Annotated in this window: 15 protein-coding genes and 2 pseudogenes; 8 read left to right on the top strand and 9 right to left on the bottom strand. The window is 73.3% G+C overall.

The features are described 5' to 3' along the window. Nucleotides 1–20: 20 nt before the first annotated feature. Entirely contained in the window at nucleotides 21–1,106 is a 1,086-nt protein-coding gene (locus ICC28_RS18085; RefSeq protein WP_188289623.1) for a WD40/YVTN/BNR-like repeat-containing protein, read from the bottom strand. 236 nt (nucleotides 1,107–1,342) lie between these two features. Between ICC28_RS18085 and ICC28_RS18080 the strand changes: the two genes are divergently transcribed. After that, entirely contained in the window at nucleotides 1,343–1,927 is a 585-nt protein-coding gene (locus ICC28_RS18080) for a hypothetical protein (protein ID WP_188289622.1), read from the top strand. 298 nt (nucleotides 1,928–2,225) lie between these two features. On the opposite strand, the gene ICC28_RS18075 is transcribed toward ICC28_RS18080, so the two are convergent. Beyond that, nucleotides 2,226–4,217 (bottom strand): HEAT repeat domain-containing protein, encoded by a 1,992-nt coding sequence (locus ICC28_RS18075; RefSeq protein ID WP_188289621.1) that lies wholly within the window; start codon nucleotides 4,215–4,217, stop codon nucleotides 2,226–2,228. 92 nt (nucleotides 4,218–4,309) lie between these two features. Beyond that, nucleotides 4,310–5,965, bottom strand: coding sequence for an acyl-CoA dehydrogenase family protein (locus ICC28_RS18070; protein ID WP_188289620.1), 1,656 nt, complete (start codon nucleotides 5,963–5,965; stop codon nucleotides 4,310–4,312). 75 nt (nucleotides 5,966–6,040) lie between these two features. Between ICC28_RS18070 and ICC28_RS18065 the strand changes: the two genes are divergently transcribed. Further along, complete coding sequence (locus ICC28_RS18065) at nucleotides 6,041–6,805, top strand: PaaX family transcriptional regulator C-terminal domain-containing protein (protein WP_188289619.1); 765 nt, start codon at nucleotides 6,041–6,043, stop codon at nucleotides 6,803–6,805. 125 nt (nucleotides 6,806–6,930) lie between these two features. Here the strand turns inward: ICC28_RS18065 and ICC28_RS18060 are convergent, their stop codons facing one another. Further along, entirely contained in the window at nucleotides 6,931–7,704 is a 774-nt protein-coding gene (locus ICC28_RS18060) for a pectate lyase (RefSeq protein WP_188289618.1), read from the bottom strand. 334 nt (nucleotides 7,705–8,038) lie between these two features. On the opposite strand from ICC28_RS18060, the gene ICC28_RS18055 reads away from it, so the two are divergent. The 3 genes from ICC28_RS18055 to ICC28_RS18045 all read left to right on the top strand — a co-directional run bounded on the left by ICC28_RS18055 (nucleotide 8,039) and on the right by ICC28_RS18045 (nucleotide 14,312). Further along, the gene (locus ICC28_RS18055; protein ID WP_317454041.1) at nucleotides 8,039–9,346 is read left to right on the top strand and encodes a PHB depolymerase family esterase; all 1,308 of its coding nucleotides are present in this window, start codon (nucleotides 8,039–8,041) and stop codon (nucleotides 9,344–9,346) included. Nucleotides 9,347–9,430: 84 nt separating this feature from the next. Next, nucleotides 9,431–10,015 (top strand): hypothetical protein, encoded by a 585-nt coding sequence (locus ICC28_RS40610; RefSeq protein ID WP_223189029.1) that lies wholly within the window; start codon nucleotides 9,431–9,433, stop codon nucleotides 10,013–10,015. A 7-nt stretch (nucleotides 10,016–10,022) separates the two neighbouring features. Further along, nucleotides 10,023–14,312 (top strand): cation-translocating P-type ATPase, encoded by a 4,290-nt coding sequence (locus ICC28_RS18045; protein ID WP_188289616.1) that lies wholly within the window; start codon nucleotides 10,023–10,025, stop codon nucleotides 14,310–14,312. A 146-nt stretch (nucleotides 14,313–14,458) separates the two neighbouring features. On the opposite strand, the gene ICC28_RS18040 is transcribed toward ICC28_RS18045, so the two are convergent. Both ICC28_RS18040 and ICC28_RS18035 read right to left on the bottom strand, forming a co-directional pair. After that, nucleotides 14,459–15,802 (bottom strand): nucleobase:cation symporter-2 family protein, encoded by a 1,344-nt coding sequence (locus ICC28_RS18040; protein ID WP_188289615.1) that lies wholly within the window; start codon nucleotides 15,800–15,802, stop codon nucleotides 14,459–14,461. A 77-nt stretch (nucleotides 15,803–15,879) separates the two neighbouring features. Further along, a complete protein-coding gene (locus ICC28_RS18035) occupies nucleotides 15,880–17,223 on the bottom strand; it encodes an FAD-dependent oxidoreductase (protein ID WP_188289614.1) in 1,344 nt (447 codons plus the stop codon). A 202-nt stretch (nucleotides 17,224–17,425) separates the two neighbouring features. On the opposite strand from ICC28_RS18035, the gene ICC28_RS18030 reads away from it, so the two are divergent. After that, complete coding sequence (locus ICC28_RS18030; RefSeq protein WP_188289613.1) at nucleotides 17,426–17,914, top strand: DUF6214 family protein; 489 nt, start codon at nucleotides 17,426–17,428, stop codon at nucleotides 17,912–17,914. A 265-nt stretch (nucleotides 17,915–18,179) separates the two neighbouring features. Here the strand turns inward: ICC28_RS18030 and ICC28_RS18025 are convergent. Both ICC28_RS18025 and ICC28_RS41535 read right to left on the bottom strand, forming a co-directional pair. Beyond that, nucleotides 18,180–18,671 (bottom strand): annotated as a pseudogene (locus ICC28_RS18025) (NAD(P)-dependent oxidoreductase); the annotation flags it as partial. Nucleotides 18,672–18,699: 28 nt separating this feature from the next. Beyond that, nucleotides 18,700–19,104, bottom strand: coding sequence for a MerR family transcriptional regulator (locus tag ICC28_RS41535; RefSeq protein ID WP_188289612.1), 405 nt, complete (start codon nucleotides 19,102–19,104; stop codon nucleotides 18,700–18,702). A 65-nt stretch (nucleotides 19,105–19,169) separates the two neighbouring features. Here ICC28_RS41535 and ICC28_RS18015 point away from each other — a divergent pair, with 65 nt between their 5' ends. Continuing rightward, entirely contained in the window at nucleotides 19,170–20,342 is a 1,173-nt protein-coding gene (locus ICC28_RS18015; RefSeq protein ID WP_188289611.1) for an MFS transporter, read from the top strand. Between the two features lie 141 nt (nucleotides 20,343–20,483). Beyond that, a pseudogene (locus ICC28_RS18010) lies at nucleotides 20,484–20,678 on the top strand (IS481 family transposase); the annotation flags it as partial. Nucleotides 20,679–20,711: 33 nt separating this feature from the next. Here the strand turns inward: ICC28_RS18010 and ICC28_RS18005 are convergent. Further along, nucleotides 20,712–21,389: a TetR/AcrR family transcriptional regulator gene (locus tag ICC28_RS18005; protein ID WP_188289610.1), complete on the bottom strand. Its 678-nt coding sequence runs from the start codon at nucleotides 21,387–21,389 to the stop codon at nucleotides 20,712–20,714. Nucleotides 21,390–21,481: the final 92 nt, after the last annotated feature.

The following is a 21,481-nucleotide window of genomic DNA, read 5'->3' as shown; positions in this document are numbered from 1 at the left end:
CGCCCCCGCACCCCGACGGCTCATCCGACCACCGCGGCCCGCACGCACAGCACGTCCGGCAGGTGGGAGGCCAGTTGCCGCCAACTGTCGCCGTCGTCGGCGGAGGCGTACACCTCGCCGTTGCGGTTGCCGAAGTACACGCCGGCCGGGTCGGCGTCGTCCGTGCACAGGGCGTCGCGCAGCACCGTGCCGTAGTGATCGCCCTCCGGCAGGCCCGCCGTCAGCGGCTCCCACGTCTTGCCCGCGTCCGCCGTACGGAAGACCCGGCAGCGCCGGTCGGCGGGGACCCGGTCGGAGTCGGCGGTGATCGGGAAGACGTACGCCGTGTTGCCGCGGTGCGGATGGGCGGCCGCCGCGAAGCCGAACGTGGACGGCAGGCCCTCGCCGATGTCCGTCCAGTGCGCGCCCGCGTCGTCGCTGCGGTACACCCCCCAGTGGTTCTGCAGGTACAGCCGGTCCGGGTTCGCCGCGTCCCGGGTGACCTTGTGCACGCACTGGCCGAACTCCGGGTGGGGATCCGGCAGGAACACCGCGGAGACGCCGGAGTTCGACGGTGCCCAGCTCGCCCCGCCGTCCGTGGTGCGGAACACGCCCGCGGTCGAGACGGCCACGGTCACCGCGCGGGCGTCCCGTTTGTCGGTGAGCACGGTGTGCAGGCCCTCTCCGCCGCCGCCCGGCACCCACTTGGAACGAGTGGGGTGCTCCCACAGCGGGCGGACCAGCTCGAACGTCTCGCCCCGGTCCTCGGAGCGGTACAGCGCGGCCGGTTCCGTGCCCGCGTACACCACGTCCGGTTCCGCGGCCGCCGGGTGCAACTGCCACACCCGCTCCAGCGAAGCACCCGTGTCCTTGGGGAACTTGACCGCCGGCCGCGCCGGTTCGGTCCAACTGCGCCCCAGGTCGTCGGAGTGGAACACGGACGGCCCCCAGTGCGCGCTGTCGCCCCCGGCCAGCAGCCGCGGGCGCTCGCCGCGGGTGTCGATCGCGACCGAGTACACGGCCTGTGCGTTGAAGTAGGGACTCTCGTCGAACTCCCAGGCGCCACCCCGCCTGCGCCCGATGAACAGGCCTTTGCGCGTGCCCACGGCGAGCAGTACCTCGGTCATGCCGATCACCTCCGCTGCGTTTTTGCGGCTTTGTCTCAGCCACGGGCCAGTCTGCACCCCGGCACTGACAGTCACCTCTGGAAGCGGATCCGTCGCAGGTCAGGACGGGGATCACAGCCGTGCGTCGGTCGGGGCCGGGTACCTGCCGTGAGCATTCGGAGGCTGCCCCTCGTATGGGACGGCGGTCCGGCACGTCCGTGTGTTCATTCCGTGTGTTCATGAGGAGGAAGCCGTCGATGGCGTTCCGTGGTCCGAGGGTGTGGCTCTGGCGCCTGCGGCGCAATCCGCTCAAGCGTCGCGCCGATGTGGTGGAGTCCTGGGTGCTGCTGGCGGCCTGCGTGCTCACCGTCCTCGTCGGCGTGGTCGTGGGTCTGTGCACCGCCGCATCCGTGGAGCGCGGCCTGGCCCGTGAGCGCGCCGAATGGCGCCCGGTGGAGGCCCGGCTCACGGACCGGGCGACCGACTCCGCCGACCCGCAGGCCCTGGGGTCGAGCGGCGCGTACGTGTGGGCGAAGGTGCGCTGGGCCGCGCCCGACGGCTCCTCGCGCACCGGCCAGGCACGGGTCCGCCAGGGCAGCGGCGCCGGGACGCCCGTCACCGTCTGGACGGACCGCGAGGGACGCCTGGTCAGCAAGCCCGCCACCGCTTCCCAGGCCCGCGACCGAGCCGCGCTGGCCGGTGCCCTGGTGGGAGTGAGCGCGGCGACCTTGCCGGTGGCGGGCGCCCGGATGCTGTGCTGCCGCCTGGAACGTCGGCGGGTCGACCAGTGGGAAGCGGAGTGGGCGCGGTTCGGACCGTCCTGGGGGCGGACAGCGGGCTGAACGCCCCGCCACTCGGCCGCAGCAGCCCGCTCGCGGCGGTGCGGACGGGCGGCGGGCCGTGCGCCGGTTCCCACCACAGCAGCCCATCCCTCCGGCTACGAGGCCGCCAGCGCCGCCCGTCACGTCTCCCACGGTTCCTCGTCGCCGTTCGGTGGCTCGCTGCGCCTGTGCCGTTGTGGTGTCGCGGCCTCCCCTTGCGTGAGGTCGCGCGGCGGCCGCGCGGTGGGTGGTGTGCGTGGCGGCCGAGGGCGGGGAGTCCGAGTCCCGCCGTCCGTCGCGGCGTCCCGCACGCGTGCCGCTACGAGGCCGCCAGCGCCGCCCGGCACCTCTCCAACAGCTCCTCGTCCCTCTTCGGTGACTCGTGGCCGCCGTGCGCTCCCGGCTGTGCGGTATGCCTCCTCGGTGTCGTGAGTTCCGCCTGGGCGAGGTCGTGCAGGGGGTGGGAGGCGGGGCCCAGGGAGGCGAGGCAGGCGGCGATGGTGGGGCGGGTGTGGGGGTTTTCCGCCCAGGCGGAGCGCAGGACCGGAATGACCGGTTCTGCATCCCCGCTCACGCGCCACAGGGCGCAGGCCGCCGCCGTCCGCTCCCAGAGCCACTCCGCCCCCGTCATGCGCCGGAGCGCCGGCAGCGCGGCACGGGCGGGCGGTCCCAGGCGTCCCAGTTCCTCCGCCGCCCGCCGGCGCCGGCCGGCGTCCGTGCTCGAAGCCTCGCGCAGCAGGACGGGCAGGACGACGGACGCGTCGCCCTCCACGGCCCACAGGGCGCCCGCGGCCGCGGCGGCGTACTCGCTGTCCAGCAGGGCGCGCAGCGCCGGTGCCGCCTCGCGCGCGGCCGGTCCGAACGCGCCCAGGGCCCGGACCGCGTACCCCGTCGGCGCGTCGTGCGGGCGCGGGTGTGTCAGCAGCCGCAGCACCTCCGGCACGGCCTGCGCGTCCCCCAGGGCCCGCAGCGCCAGCAACAGCGGGGGCGCGAGGCGGGACACGTCGGGGGAGTCGAGGGCGACGGCGCCGAGCCGGCGCCGCAGCGCGGGTGCCAGCGGGGCCGCGGCCGGGCCCAGATGGACGACCTCCCGACCGAGGTCGTCCGGCGCGTCCGGCCCCTCCAGCAGCCGGGCCAGCACCGGCACCGCCCGCGGGTCCCCGCTGCGGGCCAGGGCCCTGACCGGGGCGCCCAGGGTCGGCGGCCCGCCCTCCCACCGCCGTACCCACAGATCGGGGCGGGAGCCGACCAGCGCATGCAGATGGTCGGCGGCGGGCGCGGCCAGGCCGAAGAGGTCCTGCAGCACGGACACCGCCGCCTCGCGCAACCGGTCCTCCTCCGCGGCCAGTTGCGCCCCGATCAGCCCGACGGGCTCGCCGTAGTCGGCACGCCACTCGCGGAACAGCGCCCCGGACATCCACACCGCGTTGCACCGGTCGGTGGAGTCCGGGCTGCTCAACTGCCCGACCAGCAGGGCGATCCGGTCGTCCACCCGGTCGTCGAGCGCCGTGTGCAGGGTGCGCAGCAGGTGGGAGCCCTCCTCGTCGGAGGGCCGCAGCCTGCGCAGCCGTCCGACGAGCGTGTCCGTGCCCGCGCCGACGGGCTCGCAGACCTCGGGCGAGCGTCGCGCGGACCGCTCCCGCAGCAGCCGGACGGCGGTGGGCACCAGATCGGCCGGAAGACGGTCCGGGGCGCAGTCGGCGAGCCGGCCCAGCGCGGCGAGGCGCAGCCCGGGGCCGTACGGCGGCGCGCTCTGCGCCGCCAGCAGATCCACCGCGGCGTCGGCGTGCGCGGGGTACCGCCGGGCGAAGAGGCCGAGACTCTCGGTCAGAGTGATCAGGACCCGGTCGTCCCGCTCCACCCTGATGCGCTCCTGCAACAGACCGAGCACCCGCGCCGGTTCGGGCAAGAAGCGCACCAGTGCCTTCGGCGCCGCCCGGCGCACCCCGAGGTCGGCGTCCCCGGCCAGCTCGGCGAAGACGTCGGCGCGGGCCCGGACCGCCGCGCGGGCCTGCGCGTACGCCCCGTCGCCGTCCTCCTCGCCGCCGATGCTGACGAGGAGTTCGACGATGCCGCCCCGGTCCTGGACGTCCGGGCGCGCCGCGAGTGCGAACAGGAACGGAACGCAGGCCAGCGTCGAGTCGTACACGTCTCCCTGGTGGTGCACGGCGCCGTACATGCCGTCGAGCGCGCACTCACGCTCGGCGGGGTCCGCGGAGGCCAGCCCTCTCAGGAGCCCGGGCACGTTCTCCGCACTGCCGTACGCGTGGTGCATCGAGGCCCAGTCGACCTCGTCGATCCCCGTGAACACGTTGTCCTCCCCAGGCGAAGTCCCACTGCTCGGAGTCTGCACCACGGGACTGACAACGAAGAGGAATCGGCGCGTGACTGTGTGCGATCCGGTCAGGGGGCCGCGGGCAGCGCCCGGTCCAGGATCGCGCCCGGATCCGCGCTGTCGGGCAGCGTGCCGAAGGCGTGGCCCCAGTCGCCGCCCAGGCGGGTGGCGCAGAACGCGTCGGCGACCGCGGCCGGGGCGTGTCGGACCAGCAAGGAGGCCTGAAGCGTCAGCGCCATCAGCTCCACCAGCCGCCTGGCACCCGACTGGGAGGCCCCGGACACCTGCGTCCTGAGCCGTGTCACGGCCGCGTCCAGCCGGGCGTCGGCGCCCCGGGCCAGGTCGATTTCGGCGAACATCGCCTCGGCGGTGGCGGAGTCGCGGCCGAGGGCCCGCAGCACGTCGAGGGCGTTGACGTTGCCCGAGCCCTCCCAGATCGACAGCAGGGGGGCCTCACGGTAGTGGCGGGGCATGCCGGACTCCTCCACGTAGCCGTTGCCGCCCAGGCACTCCAGGGCCTCCGCGGTGAAGGCCGGACCCCGCTTGGTGACCCAGTACTTGCCGACGGCGGTGGCGATCCGGCGGAACGCCGCCTCCCCGGCGTCGCCGCGCACCGCGCGGTCGGCCGCCCCGGCCAGCCGCAGCGTGAGCGTCGTGGCGGCCTCGGACTCCAGGGCGAGGTCGGCCAGAACATTGCGCATCAGCGGCTGGTCGAGCAACCGCGCGCCGAACGCGCTGCGGTGGCGCACATGGTGCCCGGCCTCCACCAGCGTCCTGCGCATCAGCGTCGCGGACGCCATCACACAGTCCAGGCGGGTGCAGTTGACCATCTCGATGATGGTCTTCACGCCCCGCCCCTCGGGGCCGACCAGCCAGGCGACGGTCCCGTCGAACTCCGGCTCGGAGGAGGCGTTGGAACGGTTGCCCAGCTTGTCCTTGAGCCGCTGGATACGGAAGGTGTTGCGGCTGCCGTCGGGCAGGATCCGCGGCACCAGGAAGCACGACAGGCCGCCCGGCGCCTGCGCGAGGACCAGGAAGACGTCGCACATGGGCGCCGACGTGAACCACTTGTGGCCGCGCAGCGTGTACACGCCCGGCTCGGCGGTCGGCGTGGCCGCGGTGGTGTTGGTCCGGACGTCCGAGCCGCCCTGCTTCTCGGTCATCCCCATGCCCGCCAGCAGGCCCCGCTTCTCGGTCGGCACACGCAGCCCCGGGTCGTACTCCCGGCTGGTCAGCAGGGGCTCGTAGACCTTGGCGAGCTCGGGCTGCGCGCGCAGGGCCGGAACGGCCGCGTACGTCATCGAGGTCGGGCAGCCGTGCCCGGCCTCGGCGTGCCCCCACACCAGCCCGCCGGCGGTACGCGCCACGTGGGCGCCGGGCCGGTCCTCCGCCCAGGGGGCCCCGGCCAGCCCCTCGGTGACGGCGACCCGCATCAGGTGGTGCCAGCTCGGGTGGAAGTCGACCTCGTCGACGCGGTGGCCGTAGCGGTCGTACGGGCGCAGTTCGGGCTCGTGGCGGTTGGCCAGCTCGCCCCACTCCTGGGCCTCCCTGCCGCCGGCGCGCAGGCCCAGGCGGCGGACGTCCTGTTCGGCCCAGCCGGCGCCCTCGCGTCGCAGCCCTTCGATCAGGGCCGCGTCCTCGGCGGCGTCGTACGGCGCCAGGGGAGGGGGCTGGTTGGTGACGTCGTGGGTGGCGTACGGCTCGTGCTCGTGTGTCGCGACCATACGGCGAGTGTTGCACTCGCGCTGCGGCCGCAGCAATCCTGCAACATGAGATTCCGCGCCGTACAGTACGTGGTCATGCGCATGAACGAGGCGGCGCGGGCCGCGGAGGCGGGGCTGCGTCCGCTGTCCGCGCGCTCGGTGGTCCTGAGCCTGCTGCTGGGCACGCACCCGCCCGAGCTGCCGGTCAGGGAGCTGGTGCGCCAGGTGGAGCCCTTCGGTGTCGGCGGCTCCACGGTGCGGGCCGCGCTCAGCCGCATGGTGGCCGCCGGGGACCTGCACCGCACGGACACCGTGTACCGCCTCAGCGACCGGCTGCTGGAGCGCCAGCGACGCCAGGACGAGGCCGTGGAGCCCCGCACGCGCGCGTGGGGCGGCGACTGGGAGATGGTCGTCATCACCGCGTCGGGCCGCGGCCCCGCCGAACGCGCCGACCTGCGCGCCCGGCTGACCGCGCTGCGCCTCGCCGAACTCCGCGAGGGCGTCTGGCTCCGCCCCGCCAACCTGCGCCGCGCGCTGCCGCCGGACCTCGACGCGGTGACCCAGCACTACACGGCCCGCCCCGACCGTCCCGCAGCCGAACTGGCGCACGCCCTGTGGCCGTTGGCGGCCTGGTCGGACACGGGCCGGGCGCTGCTCGCCCACGCGGAGGCCGCGGACCGGCCCGCCGACCGGTTCGCCGCCTACGCGGCCGTCGTACGCCATCTGCTCGCCGACCCCGTGCTGCCGCCCGGACTCCTCCCCGCCGACTGGCCGGGGACGCGGCTGCGGGCCGCCTACGCCGACTACCGGCGGGCGCTGGCGGAGGAGGTACGCGCGCGTGGGGGCAGCCGTCTCCAGTAGCTCGTCCGGCATGCGGTATCCGGGGGGCACGCGCGCGTGGGGGCGGCGCCGCGACATGACACGGCGGCCGTGCGGAGCGCTGTGCGGGGACGCTCCGTACGGCCGCCCCTGTCACCGTGGGGGGATCAGCGGTAGGTGATGTCCGAGCCGGAGTAGAGGCAGTTGGTGCCGTCGGGGCCGGTGCCGACCGCGGTGTTGTTGCTGTACTTCTGGCAGGGCACGACCTTGCGGCTCGCGTCGTTGAGGATCGTGATGCCCCTCAGTGTCGCCACGTCGTTGCGGTTGACGTTGATGCCCACCAGTCGTGCCGTGGACCCGGTGCCGGTCACCTCGATGTTGCTGAGGTTGACCCTGCGCGTGTACTGCGTGGAGCAGTCGCCGCACGAGCGGTACAGCGTCTTGAACTCGCTGACGGCGAAGTTGGAGATGTTCACCGTGCCGGGCCCGTTGTGCTGGAAGACCTTGTCGGCCGCCTTCCTGGCGCCGCCGCCGGTCACCGTGTAGGTGGAGCCGCCGCGGAAGGTGGCCGCGTCCTCGCCGACGTCCTCCCACCACACGTTCTGCAGAGTGCAGTCGCCCTGGCAGTGGATGCCGTCGGCGCCGGGCGCGCCGATGACGACGTTCTTGAGGGTGGCACCGGCCGCGAGCCGGAAGATCGGGTCCTGGCCCTCCTGCTGGCCGCCACCGGCCAGGTTGCCCGCGCCGTAGTACCGCTTCATCCCGCCGTCCACGACGCCGGAGACGGGGATGGTGGCGCTGACCGGCTGGCTGCTCGTGGGGGTCGGCCAGGTGGCGGCGTGCGCCGCCGGAGCCGTACCTGTCGTGATCATGCCAATCGTGACACCGAGTGAGGCGAGCCCGCCGACCAGGGTGCGTCGCCTGTTGGTCCGTGGAGTCATGTGCCGTTGTCCTTCTGCTGACAGTGGGGGTCAGAGAAATCCTCTACGTGTATGCCGTCCGCCATGTTGAACGACTTTCGCGAGCTGTGCGGCCGATCAAGCCTTCCTGAAGGCTGGACGGTCACACTGCTGAACGGAACGTAGAGGGCAAGCGCTTTCTAGTCAACGCTTTGCGCAGGACGCGTCCGACTGCACCCGCCGGGTGTCCCGGGCGAATTCTTTCGGAGCGTGGGAGCGCTTCCATGGCGAACATGTGCATGCCACGATGCTCACCGGTCCTCTGCCGAGCCCCTCGCACCACGTCCACGAGCCACGACCGGAAAGGGACAAGGACGTGCCCACCCCCACCCCCGCGAGAAGGCCGCTCCACGCCACGCTCGCCTGCGCCGTCGCCGCGCTCCTGGCGGCCCTGCTCGTCACCGCCCCCACGGCGTCCGCCGACACCGACGACGTCGTGCCCGCCGCCGCCCTCACCGAGGTCACCGACTTCGGCACCAACCCCAGCAACCTGCGGATGTACCTGTACGTGCCGGACAGCGTCACCGCCAACCCCGCCGTCCTGGTGGCCGTGCACTACTGCACCGGGTCCGGCCCGGCGATGCACTCCGGCACCGAGTACGCCTCGCTCGCCGACCGGTACGGCTTCGTCGTGATCTACCCCTCGGTCACCCGCGCCAGCAAGTGCTTCGACGTGTCCTCGCCGCAGGCCCTGCGCCGCGGCGGCGGCAGCGATCCGGTCGGCATCAGGTCCATGGTCGACTGGGTCACCCGCACCTACGACGCCGATACCGACCGCATCTTCGCCACCGGCATCTCCTCCGGCGCCATGATGGCCAACGTCCTGCTCGGCGTGTACCCCGACGTGTTCCGGGCCGGGGCGGCCTTCGCGGGCGTCCCGTTCGGCTGCTTCGCCACCACCGACGGCTCCGAGTGGAACAGCGCCTGTGCGAACGGCACGATCACCCGCACCCCGCAGCAGTGGGGCGACCTCGTCCGCACCGCCCACCCCGGCTACACCGGCCCCCGCCCGCGCATGCAGCTCTGGCACGGCACCCAGGACGACGTCCTGCGCTACCCCAACTTCGGGGAGGAGATCAAGCAGTGGACGAACCTGCACGGCCTGGGCCAGACCCCCGCCGCCACCGACTCGCCCCGCGACGGCTGGACCCGCACCCGCTACGGAGGAACCGGTGACCAGGCACCCGTGGAGGCGATCAGCCTCCGGGGCGTCGACCACAACCTGTACCGCTACGGCGTCATGGGCCCCCTCGCCATCGCCTTCTTCGGCCTGGACGATGACGGACCCGCACCCCAGCCCCCGGCCGGCCCCTGCAAGGTCAGTGTCACCACCAACACCTGGAACACCGGCCTGACCGCCTCCGTGACGATCACCAACACCTCCACCGCGACGGTCAACGGCTGGCGGCTCGGCTTCACCCTGCCCACCGGCCAGACGATCACCAACGGCTGGAACGCCACGTACACCCCGTCCTCCGGAGCCGTCACCGCCACCAACGTCGCGTACAACGGCACCCTCGCGCCGAACGCGAGCGTCAGCATCGGCTACCAGGCGAGCCACGGCGGGAACAGCGCGGCGCCCGGCGCCTTCACGCTCAACGGAACCGCCTGCACCGCGGGCTGATCCACCCTTTTCGGAACGCGTAATCCGGGAACCCGCCCGACCGGGAAGAGATCTGCACGGATCCGCTCGGGAGGCGAGAGAGTCATGGCACGGCAGACATCGGCGTCCACCCTGCCGGAGCCGCTGCGCACCACCGTCTCGGCACTGCGGAAGGTTCCCGGTGCCGGGACGGTGAGCCGGGCGGCGGGCGGAACACTGGACGTGATCGGCACTGTGTCGCCGCGCGGCCGCCGGATCGCGGTGTACACCGGGGCCGGACTGCTCGGCGTCGCAGGGATCGTCGAGTGGCCCGTCGCCGCCGCGGGCGCCGCCGTGGCCTGGCTGACCCAGCCGACGCCCAAGGACCCCGAGGGAACGCAGCAGGGCGGGAAGTCCGCGGGCGGGACGTCGCCCGGCAAGGCGTCCACGGCCTCGAAGACCCTTGCGTCCTCGCCGAAGACCTCCGAGCGGACCCGGCACCGCGGGACCGCCCCGCAGGGCAGGAAACCCACGGGCAAGGCGGCCACGGCCCGGAAGGCCACCGCCTCCCCGCCCGGGAACCCCGAAGGGACGCAGCAGGGCAGGAAGCCCACGGGCACGGCCTCGACCGGCCACGCACCCACGGCCGAGAAGTCCACCGCCTCCCCGACACGTACGACCGCGCGGCAGCCCGGCCGCGCAGCGAGCTGAGGCCGCCATGGCACGGGGACTGATCACCGCAACCGCAGCGGCCGCCGCCGGACTCGCGCTGGCCGGACCCCGGCTGGTGGCGCGCACGGCCGCGCCCGCGGTCGGCGTCGCCGCCGGCGCGGCCGCCGGAACGGCACGGGCCGGAGTGCGCGGCGCCGACGCCGCCGTCAGAGTCGTCCGCGTCGCCCGCAACGCCGTACCGGGCGGCGCGCAGCACTGGAGGTCCGGCCGGCGGTTGCATCTCGCGCTGCGGCCGGCCGCACCGGACCGGGTCCGGCGGGAGGGCGGGAAGGAACACGCGGCACGACGACTGGCCGCGAAACTGGCCGAGCACCCCGAGGTCGCCTACGCCTACTGGGACGGCGGACTGGCCCGGCTGGTGGTGGCCGCGGCCGAGGACGCGGTCACCGACCGGGTCATGAACAGGGCGACCGCCCTCGCCGAACGCTACGGCCTCGGACCGAGCGACGACACGGTGGAGGAGTTCGCGCACCCGGGCGACCCCCGGGCCGTACGGACCGTCGCGGCGGCGCTCCTGGCCGACGCCGTCGGCACCGGGGCCGCGATCACCGCGTACGCCCTGCGCCTGCCCCCCTCACCCCGCTTCGTCACCGCCGCCATGACGCTGCTGCGCGAGAACCCGCGCTTCCGCCGCCTGCTGCGCGAGCGCTACGGACGTTCCCGCACCGACCTGCTGCTGGCCGTAACCAACGCCGCCGTCCACGGCGCCGGACAGACCCCGACCTCCCTGCTGCTGGACGCGGCGCTGCGCTCGCTCCAGCTGGCGGAGGCCGTGGCGCGGGCGGCCGCCTTCGACGCCGGGCACGACCGGCTCTGCGCGCCGGACCGGATCGACGTCGCGCCGGACGCCGTCCCGCGCCCGCCCCTGCGCGCCACCCCGGCCCACGAGTACGCCGTCCACGCCGAGTCCGGCAGCGTGCTGGGGGCCGCGGCGACTCTGCTGGTCAAGCATGACGCGGCGGAGGCGGCCGAGGCCGTGCTCGCCGGGTCGCCGAAGGCCGCCCGCTACGGTCCGGCCGCGTTCGGCGCCGTCCTGGGCTGCGCGCTGGCCCGCACCGGAGTGCTGGTGCGCGACCCGGAGCGGGTGCGCCGCCTGGAGACGGCCCGCACCCTCGTGCTGCACCCCAGCGCCCTGTGCACCGGGGACACCGACACCTGCGCGGACGCGTGGACCGAGGCCGTCCTGGACGCCGCCCGCCACGCCGGCCTCCGGGTCGTGGTCGTGGACCATCCCGCGCTGGAGGACTTCACCGCCCTCGCCGACACCGTCGTACGCGACGGGCGGCCGCTCGCCGATGTGGTGGAGGGGCTGCGCGAGCACGGCGGCGTGGTTACCGTCGCCCGGCCCGGCCCGGAGGCCGACGACGATGTACTGAACGGGCTGCTGGGCTCCGACGTGGCCGTCGCGCTCGCGGACGGCGACGCGGCCGTGGTGTGGGGCGCGGACGTCGTGGCGCCCGGCGGCCTGGCGGATGTGTGGCGGCTGCTGTCCTCCGTCTCCGCGGCGCGCAAGGTCGGCCGCAGGTCGCAGACGCTCGCCCGGTCCGGTGCCGCGCTGTCCGGGCTCCTCGTGGCCGTCGGCGAGTCCCGGCGGGGCCGCCGGCGGCTCCTGCCGGGGGCGCGGCACGTCCCCGTCGACCTGAGCGCCGCGGTGGCGCTGTTGTCCGGCGCGCGCGCCGCCCTCGGCGTGGCCGCCGCCCCGGCGCCGCATCCACGCGCGCGTGTGGCCTGGCACGCCCTGCGGCCGGGGGACGTACGGTCCCGGCTGCAAGACGCGCCCGAGGAGGGGCCCACGGTCGCCGAGCAGGCGTCGACAGGCCTGCGGCGGGCCGCCCGGGCCGCGGGCCGCGTCCCGGTACTGGCGCCGGCGCGCTGGTCGTGGCGGCTGGCCCGGGCGGTCCGCGGTGAGCTGGACGATCCGCTCACCCCGGTGCTGGCCGTCGGTTCGGCCGCGTCGGCGATCCTCGGGTCCGCCGTGGACGCCCTGCTCGTCGTCGGCGCACTCGATCTGAACGCACTGGTGGGCGGCGTGCAGCGGCTGCGCGCCGAGCGGGCGCTGTCCGGGCTGCTCGCGGAGCAGAAACGCAAGGCCCGGGTCGCGCCCGAGGACTCCGCCGAGAACCCGCGCACCGTGGACGCGGCGAAGCTGAAACCCGGCGAGGTGATCGAACTCAAGGCGGACGACGTCGTCCCCGCCGACGCCCGCCTGCTGTGGGAAGAGGGACTGGAGGTCGACGAGTCGGCGCTGACCGGCGAATCCCTGCCCGCGGACAAGCAGACGGACCCCACCCCGCACGCCCCCGTGGCCGACCGCCGGTGCATGGTCTTCGAGGGCACGACCGTCGTCGCCGGGGAGGCCCGGGCGGTCGTGGTGGAGACCGGCGACCGCACCGAGGCGTCCCGGGCCGTCTCCCTCGCCGCCCGCAAGCCGCCCTCCGCCGGAGTCCAGGCCCGCCTCCAGGAACTCACCGGCAAGGCCATGCCGTTGACCTTCGCGGGCGGTGCGGCGGTGACCGGCCTGGCGCTGCTGCGCGGCACCCCGATCCGCCAGGCGGTCAGCGGCGGTGTGGCGGTGGCGGTGGCCGCCGTACCGGAAGGCCTGCCGCTGGTCGCCACGGCCGCACAACTGGCGGCGGCACGCCGGCTGAGCCACCGGGGCGTCCTGGTGCGGGCGCCGCGCACGCTGGAGGCGCTCGGCCGGATGGACACGCTCTGCTTCGACAAGACGGGCACTCTCACCGAGAACCGGCTGCGCCTGGTCCGGGTCACCGACGCCGAGGGGAACGCCGGGCGGCCCGGCGACCAGGACGTCGAGTCCGTGCTGCGGGCCGCGGCGCGGGCCTGCCCCGTGGTCAACGGCGGCTCCGAACGGCCGGTGCACGCCACCGACGAGGCGGTCCTGGCCGCTGTCGACGACGACCCGGAGTGGGTGCAGACCGAGGGCCGGCCCTTCGAGGCCGCCCGCGGCTACGCCGCCGCCGTGGGCCACGCCGGTGACGACGTCCGCGTCCTGGTCGTCAAGGGCGCGCCGGAGACCATCCTGCCCGCCTGCTCCGGCCTGCCCGAACACGCCTCCGCGACCGCGCAGTCCCTGGCCCGCGACGGCCTGCGCGTGCTGGCCGTGGCCCAACGCCGCCCGGCCGACACCGAGAAGGACCCGGACGTCCTCGAAGAACCCCTGCACGACCTGGAGTTCACCGGCCTGCTCGCCCTGGCCGACGTGCCGCGCGAGACGTCCACGGAGCTGGTCCACGGGCTGCGCGAGGAGGGCGTACGCCCGGTGATGCTGACCGGCGACCACCCGCAGACCGCGCGGGCGATCGCCGTGGACCTCGGCTGGCCCGAGGACACGACCGTGGTCACCGGCGACGAACTGGCCGCCGTCGACCGCTCCGAACGCGCCCGCATGCTGCACGACGTGGGCGTGGTGGCCCGGGTCGCGCCCGAGCAGAAGCTCCAGGTCGTCGAGGCGCTCAGGGACGCGGGCCGGGTGGTCGGCATGGTCGGCGACGGCGCCAACGACGCGGCGGCCATCCGCGCCGCCGACATCGGCGTGGGCATCAACGCCCGCGGCTCGGCGGCCGCCCGCAACGCGGCGGACCTGGTGCTCACCGACGACGACCTCACCGTCCTCATCGAGGCCATCGCCGAGGGCCGCGCCCTGTGGCACAGCGTCGCCGACGCCATCGCCATCCTCATCGGCGGCAACGCGGGCGAGGTCGGCTTCGGCATCATCGGCACGCTCCTCGCCGGAGCCGCACCGCTGTCCACCCGCCAGATGCTCCTGGTGAACCTGTTCACCGACCTCTTCCCGGCGATGGCGGTGGCCGTCACCCCGCAGAAGGAGCCCAACGGCGAGGAGGGCCACGACGATCGGCCGCTCGGCACCTCACTGCTGGGCGCCCCGCTGATGGAACAGATCCGCCACCGTGCCCTGACCACCACCCTGGGCGCCGTCGCGGCCTGGCTGATCGGCCGGTTCACCCCGGGCACCGCCCGCCGCTCCACGACGATGGCCCTGTGCGCGGTGGTCGGTACCCAGCTCGCCCAGACCCTGGCCGACCGCCGCGACAGCCCCCTGGTGCGCGCCACCTGCCTGGGCTCGGCAGCGGCCCTGGTCGCCCTGGTCCAGACCCCGGGCGTCAGCCGCCTCTTCGGCTGCACCCCGCTCGGCCCGGTCGCCTGGTCCGGCGTGGCCGCGGCGATCGCCCTCGCGGTGACGGGACAGCGGGCGCTGCCGCGGCTGGAGGAGACGGTGCGCAGGCTGGTCCGGTGAGCGCTCCGCCGGAGATGTCGTGAGGTGTCGTCGTTCGCCCGCGGACTCGTCGTGGCCGGTCGTGCCCTGCGGCGGAGCCGCTGACAGATGGAGCCCCGCGCCCCTTCGGGGCGCTGCCGCACCGCAGCCGAATCCGCCAGGGACGCTCAGAGGGACTCCCGTTGCGGCTCGGCCGCCACGGCCGCCGGTGAACCCGCCTTCGAGGGAAGGTGGTTGAACAGCAGGTTCAGCACGATCGCCGTCAGGCACCCGGCGCTGATCCCGCTGTGCATCACCGTCTGGAACCAGTCCGGGAACCGGTCGTACATCGTCGGTACGCCCACGGGCAGCACACCCATCGCGACCGAAACGGCCACCACCGTCAGGTTGTTGTTGCCCCGGAAGTCGACCTCCGCCAGCGTCCGCAGACCGCTCGCGGCCACCGTCCCGAACATCACCAGGCCCGCGCCGCCCAGCACCGGCGCCGGGATCGCCGCGACCACCGCGCCCAGCTTGGGCAGCAGACCGAGCAGGACGAGGATGCCGCCCGCGGCGGCGACCACCCAGCGGCTGCGCACGCGGGTCATGCCGACCAGGCCCACGTTCTGCGCGTACGCCGTGTACGGGAAGGTGTTGAAGACACCGCCGAGGACGGTCGACAGACCGTCGGCGCGCAGGCCGTCGGAGAGCGAACGCGCGTCGACCTTGCGGTCCGTCATCTCGCCGACCGCGATGAAGTCACCGGTCGTCTCGGTCATGCAGACCAGCGCGACCACCAGCATCGAGACGATCGCCGATACCTCGAAGGTCGGCGCGCCGAAGTGGAAGGGCGTGCTGATGCCGACCCAGTCTGCGTCCGACACCCCGCCGAAGTCCGTGAACCCGAACGGCACCGCGACCGCGAGCCCCACCACGATGCCGACCAGCACCGCGATCCGGCTCAGGAACACCGGCGCGAACCGCTGCACGCCGACCACGACCGCCAGCACGAACGCGGCCAGCGCCAGGTTCTTCGGCTCCCCGAAGTCCTCCGCGCCCACCCCGCCGGCCGCCCAGTTGCCCGCGACGGGCAGCAGCGATATGCCGATGATCAGGATCACGGTGCCGGTGACGAGCGGTGGGAAGAACCGCAGCAGCCTGCCGAACACCGGCGCGAGCAGCACGATCGCCAGGCCGGCGACGATCACCGAGCCGTAGATCGCGGGCAGTCCGCCGCCCGTCGTACCGATGATCACCATCGGCGACACGGCCGCGAAGGTGCAGCCCTGCATGATCGGCAGCCGGACGCCGAACCGCCAGAAGCCGATGCACTGGATGAGCGTGGCGACACCGCACACCAAGAGGTCGGCGGTGATCAGGTAGGCCAGGTCGGCCGGGGACAGCCCCATGGCGCCGCCGACGATCAGAGGAACGGCGACGGCGCCCGCGTACATCGCGAGGACGTGCTGGAGGCCGAAGGCGGCGAGTTGGCGGACGGGCGGGACTTCGTCGACGGGGTGCGTTTGCGTCATGGGCGAGACCGTAAGCGGCTTGAACAGTTTGTTGATTTCACCGTTGTTTCCGCTCGGTGACCCAGCCCTTCGGGGCCCTACACGGACGTCCCGCCCGCCGCCTCCAGCAGTGACGGCCAGTCGGGGATCTTCACCACACGCCTGCCCAGCGACGCCCCCAGTGCCGCCTCCGCCCGCTCGATGGACTGCCAGCCCGCCCACTGCACCGGTTCGATCCCCGCGTCCCGCAGCGCCGCCAGCGGATCCTCCGGCACGTCCCTGCGTACGAGTTCGGCGGCGTCCTCGATCAGCGAGGTCACCGTCTCCCTGGCGCACGGCCGGTTGGTGCCGATGACACCGGTGGGGCCGCGCTTGATCCAGCCGGCGACGTACTCGCCCGGCATGACCACACCGTCGCGCAGCACACGTCCGGCCAGGTTCGGCACCGTCCCGCTCGCCGGGTCGAAGGGCAGCCCTTCCAGCGGCACGCCGCGGTAGCCCACCGAACGCAGCACCAACTGCGCCTCGATCTCCTCGTACTGGCCGGTGCCGGTGACCCCGCCCTGCCCGTCCGGCACCGTCCGCTCGAAGCGCACCGCGCCCACGCGCCCCCCGTCGGCCAGCAGTTCCACCGGCCGCAGGAAGAAGCGCAGCCGCATCCGGTGCGGCGCGTCCGCCGCCGGTGCCTCGGTCCAGCCGCGCAGCACCTCGACGTTCCTGCGCTGTGCCGAGGGCAGTCCCGAGGGGTCGGACCAGGCCGGGTCCAGCGCCGCCTCCGCCGGGTCGACACTGACCGCGGTGTCCGGCAGGGAACCCAGTTCCCGCAGTTCCTTGGTGGTGAACCGTGCCTGCGAGGGGCCGCGCCGCCCCACCATGCTGATGTCGGACACCCGGCTCGCGGCCAGCGCCTCCAGCGCCGCCTGCGGCACGTCCGTCGGGCTCAGCTCCGCCGGGCCCCGGGCCAGCATGCGCGCGACGTCCACCGCGACGTTGCCGATGCCGATCACCACCGCCGACCGGGCGCCGCGCAGGAAACCGTCGTCCACGGCGTCCGGATGGGCGCTGTACCAGGACACGAACTGGGTCGCCGACCAACTGCCCGGCAGATCCTCACCGGGAATCTGCAGATGCCGGTCGGTGGCGGCGCCCACGCAGTACACGACGGCGTGGTACAGCTCCCGCAGCCGGGCGGCCGGCAGTCCGGCCCCGCCCACCTGCACACCTCCCAGGAACCGCACGCGCTCGTGCTCCAGCACGGTGCGCAGGTTGTTCTGGAGGGACTTGATCTTCTCGTGGTCCGGCGCGACGCCGTAGCGCACCAGACCGTACGGGCAGGGCAGACGGTCCAGGACGTCGACGACTACGTGCGGGTCCTGCTGTACGAGGCTCTGGGCGGTGTAGCACCCGCTCGGCCCTGAGCCGATGACGGCGACATGCAGCACGCGGAACTCCTCACCCGAGGGGGACCTACAGGAGATCGCTGGTGTTATCCAGCATGGCACCGCCGGTGCTGCGCTGACAGGGTGCAGGCGCGGCACGGCCGTGCGTGTCCGTTCGTATGGAAAGTGATCATGCGGTTACGTTGCGTGTGTGCTAGAAGCATCGTTTCTTAATCTTTCTGATCGCTGTCCGTCGGACGGCACGGTGTCCGTCTGGCCCGCGTGGGAAGTGCAGGAGGGCGACGGCGCAACGTCGTGGTTCCAGGTCAGACTGGCGTTCACCGATGGAGCCCGAGTCGAGGCCGTCGCGGTGGTCTCCGAGGGACGCCTCTCCATCGAGGACGTACGGGCCCAGCCGGCGCTCTCCCTCCACGATCTGACGGAGCTCGCCGACTGGATCGAGGAACCGCTGTTCGAGGCGTGCGGACTCCCGGCCGAGCCCATGGAGGAGGCGGACGAGGCGGGGGAGGCCGTCGAGGCGTACGGCGGGGCGCGGCGTGCCCGGCCCGCCTGGCCGCGGGGCGTCGAGGGGCGCTGGCTGGTCGCCCAGGAGTACCGCGCCGCCCAGGAGGACGGCTTCGACCCGGTCCTCGCGGTGATGTGCGCGACGGGACACAGCCGCCGCAAGTCACTCAGGCTGATCGCCCAGGCACGCGACGCGGGCTTCCTGACACCCCGCCACGCCCGCCGCTGAACGTGCGGCTGGAGGGCCTGTTGCGAAAGCCCCGCCTGCCCTTCGGGCGGACGACGGGACTTTCGCAACGGACCCAGGATTGGCCGGACCCGGGCAACAGCCGCACGTCCTGCGGGTTCGTCCTGGTGGAGGGAGTGGGGCCCGAGGAACTGCCGGAACGCCTGGCGGACGGAGTCGGGAACGGGCGCGAGGAGGGAGCCGGGGCCCGGCGGGCGACTGTGAGACCACGCGGCCGGAGTCGGGATTCAGCGCGGTTCTGGGATGCGAGGCCGATCGCCGCGCTGGACGCGACGATGTGGTCGGACGTCGCACCCATCATGGTGACCGTGCTGAGGTCACCGGGATGTTCTCCGGCGTCCAGCGCGGTTCCGGGACTCTCTTCGCCGGCCCTCAGTATCTCGCCGATCGAGTCGGCGGTGGCGATCAGTTCCGGCAGCACATCCGCGGCCTTCAGCCCTGCGCTGCCCAGCGTGGCCGTGGCGTGCATCAGCGACGACAAGGTGGTGAGGAACACCGCGAGTCGGGCCTGGTACATCATCTGGGCGAGGCCCGGGTCGGTGCCGAGGTACTTCGGTGTGCCGATCGGTGTCGGCGCCGGCCGGTGCCGCTCCATCACCTGCTCGGGGCCGCTGTAGTAGACGTAGGACGCCTCGGTGCCGACCGTCGGCGCCGGGGCCATGACACCTCCGGTGAGGAACGCGGCGCCGTGGCCCGCCGCCTCGCGGGTGCGGTCGGGCGTGTCCGAGCTCAGGTTGATCGCATACGACCACTGAGCCACATCGGAACTACTCGTCTAGCTGTTGAGAGGTCGGTGACGCGACGGATGGCTCAGCAGTGTCTCGTCGAGCGGGGCCGCGAGTGGTGGCGAGCAACTCGTCCAGCAGCGATCGGGTGTGGACGAGTCGGTCGATGTCGCCGGTGATCCGGCGATGCTCTGCTTCGAGACGTTCCCGGCAGCCGTCCAGCAGCAGCGACTCGCCGGACAGGCACGCCAGGATTTCGCCGATGAGGTCCATGCCGACACCTGCGGCGAGCAGGGTCTGGATGTGCGCGACCTTGTGGATGTCGGAGTCGGCGAAGATTCGGTATCCGCTGGGGGTCCGGTCCGGGGTGAGGGCGCCCTTCTCCTCGTAATAGCGCAACGCTCGCACGCTCGCTCCGGTCCGATCTGCCAGTTCGCCGATCTTCACCTGGCTACCCCGTTCACAACTCGGGCTTGACCCTCACGTTGACGTGAGAGTTTAGCGTGCCGGTCATGCTTCGACTTGCCGTCCTCATGTTCTGCGTCTTCAGCATCACCACCGGCGAGTTCGTGGTCGCCGGGATCTTGCCCGAGGTCGCCACCGACCTCGGAGTCACCGTCGGCACCGCGGGGTTGCTGGTCACGGCGTACGCCGTCGGCATGATCATCGGCGGTCCGGTGCTTACTGCGGTGACCACCGGTGTCGACCGGAAACCGTTGATGTTGTCGTTGCTGGCTGTCGCGGTCGTCGGGAATGCGGTCTCCGCCCTCGCTCCCGAGTTCTCCTTGTTGTTGGTGGCCCGGGTGATCACCGCGCTGGTGACCTCGACCTTCTTCGCCCAAGCCATGGTGGTCGCGGTCCAGTCCGCGCCGCCTGAGCGAGCCGGGACCATGGTTGCCCGGCTGGCGTTCGGGATGAACCTGGCCATGATCCTTGGCGCGCCCATCGGCACCCGGATCGGCGGTCAGTGGGGTTGGCGTTCGACATTCGTCGCGGTTGCCGTTGCGTGCCTGATCGGGCTGGGTCTGGTGTTCTGGCAACTCACGCCGCCTCGCGAGGAGGTTCGGACCTCCGCGGTCTCGGAGTTGCGAGTGCTGCGACAAGCGCCGGTACTGCTGGCACTGGCCATCACCGCGGTCGGCAACGTCGGTGTGCTCATGGTGTTCAGCTACCTCGCGCCCCTGCTCACGGATCTGGGTGGCCACTCGACGGCCCGACTGCCGCTTCTGCTGCTTGCCTATGGCGTCGGCGCGACGATCGGCAACCTCGTCGGCGGCACGCTCTACGATCGCAACCCGCGGCTGTTCCAACCCGCCCTGCTCGGCCTGTTGGCGGCAACACTTGCCGGCACCTGGTTCGTTGCGGCCTCGACAGCCCTTACCGGGGTGGCAGTTGTCGTGATCGGTCTGTTCGGCTTCGCCATCATCCCCGGAATGCAAGCTCGCGTGATGACGACCGCGGGCGACGCCCCGACATTGGCGATGGCCGTCAACGCCTCCGGATACCAGGTCGCAGCCGCCTGCGCCGGCCTGGTCGGCGGACTGATCACCGACTCCGCTGCCGGCCCCAGGCCCATCTACCTCGCAGCAGCGGGCCTGACCGTGTGCGGCCTGCTCATGACGGTCGTGGCTACCCGCACCGCGCGCGAGACCAACCACGAAGACGCCGTGGTCACCGCAGATTGACCCCCGGGCGTCCCGGGCCTCGAACGACTCGGGCCGAGGACACCACGGCCCCTGGGTGCCTTGGCTCGGGCAGAGCCTCCGCCCCGAGGCCTCGCGCCTGCTGCGCTTGTCCGTCCGGCAGCCGCCAAGGAGGAAGAAGAGATGACACATGCCGATTCACCCCTCAGCATCGAAGGCCGTCGACGCCTGATCGGACGCTGCCGCACCCGCCCGATCGCCTACGTCGCCGCCGAGATGGCCATCTCGCGTGCCCGCGCGTCGACATGGGGCAACCGCCGGCGACGCCATGGCGATACCGGACTGCGGGACAGTCCCTCGACGCCACACCGGAGTCCAGGGCGGTGTCACCCATGTCCAGCCCTCCTGCAGCTAGGAGTCGCACTCCGGTGCGGCCCCCGTCGCGAAGAACCGGGACAGGTCCGTGTCGCAGCTCCCGCCGGGCGCCGCCGTCCGCGCGTCCGGCGGGACGCCCAGCTCCCAGGCGAGCCGGTAACGCTTGAACAGCTCGGCCCGGAGCACCGGCACCGGCATCGGCGCCCCCGGGACCAGCGCCGCGTAGACCGCGCCCATCAGCAGGGCGCGCAGCATCGGATAGTCGGCGTCGACGTCACAGGAGCCGTTGCGGGCCATCGTGTCGCGCAGCAGCTCGGCCAGCCGCCGCTGCTCGGGACAGGGGACGAACCCCTCGGCCTGGAGCAGCCCCGCCATGTGCTGGCGCATCAGGACCGGCCGGTCCTGGGCGAGCCCCAGGATGGCGTCGATGGCCCGCGCCATCCGCTCCGGACCGTCCTCCGCGCGCGGCTCGCGCTCCAGTGCCTCCTCCAGCGTGCGGTGCATCAGCCGGTGCACGGCCGACTGGACGAGCTGGCGCTTGCCGGGGAAGTAGTACGAGACCAGCCCGCGCGCCGAACCGGCGCGGTCCGCGATGTCGCCGAGCGTCGTCGCCTCGTAGCCGTGCTCGCTCACCAGCTCTACCGCCGCCTGCAGCAGCCGTTCCCGGGAACGCCGGCGCAGTTCTTCGTTGACCGAGGCGCTGCGCGGGGACATCCTGTAACTCCTGCGTTGACTGGCTGCCAGCCAACTATACTCAGCGCGTCCGGTCCGACCCCTGCGGTCGGCCGGTCAGGGCTGCCGTCTGC

Source organism: Streptomyces sp. TRM68416, assembly GCF_014596915.1.
Taxonomy (GTDB): Bacteria; Actinomycetota; Actinomycetes; order Streptomycetales; family Streptomycetaceae; genus Streptomyces.
Note: the sequence above shows the minus strand (reverse complement) of the source record. Positions and strands in the feature narration are given on the sequence as shown.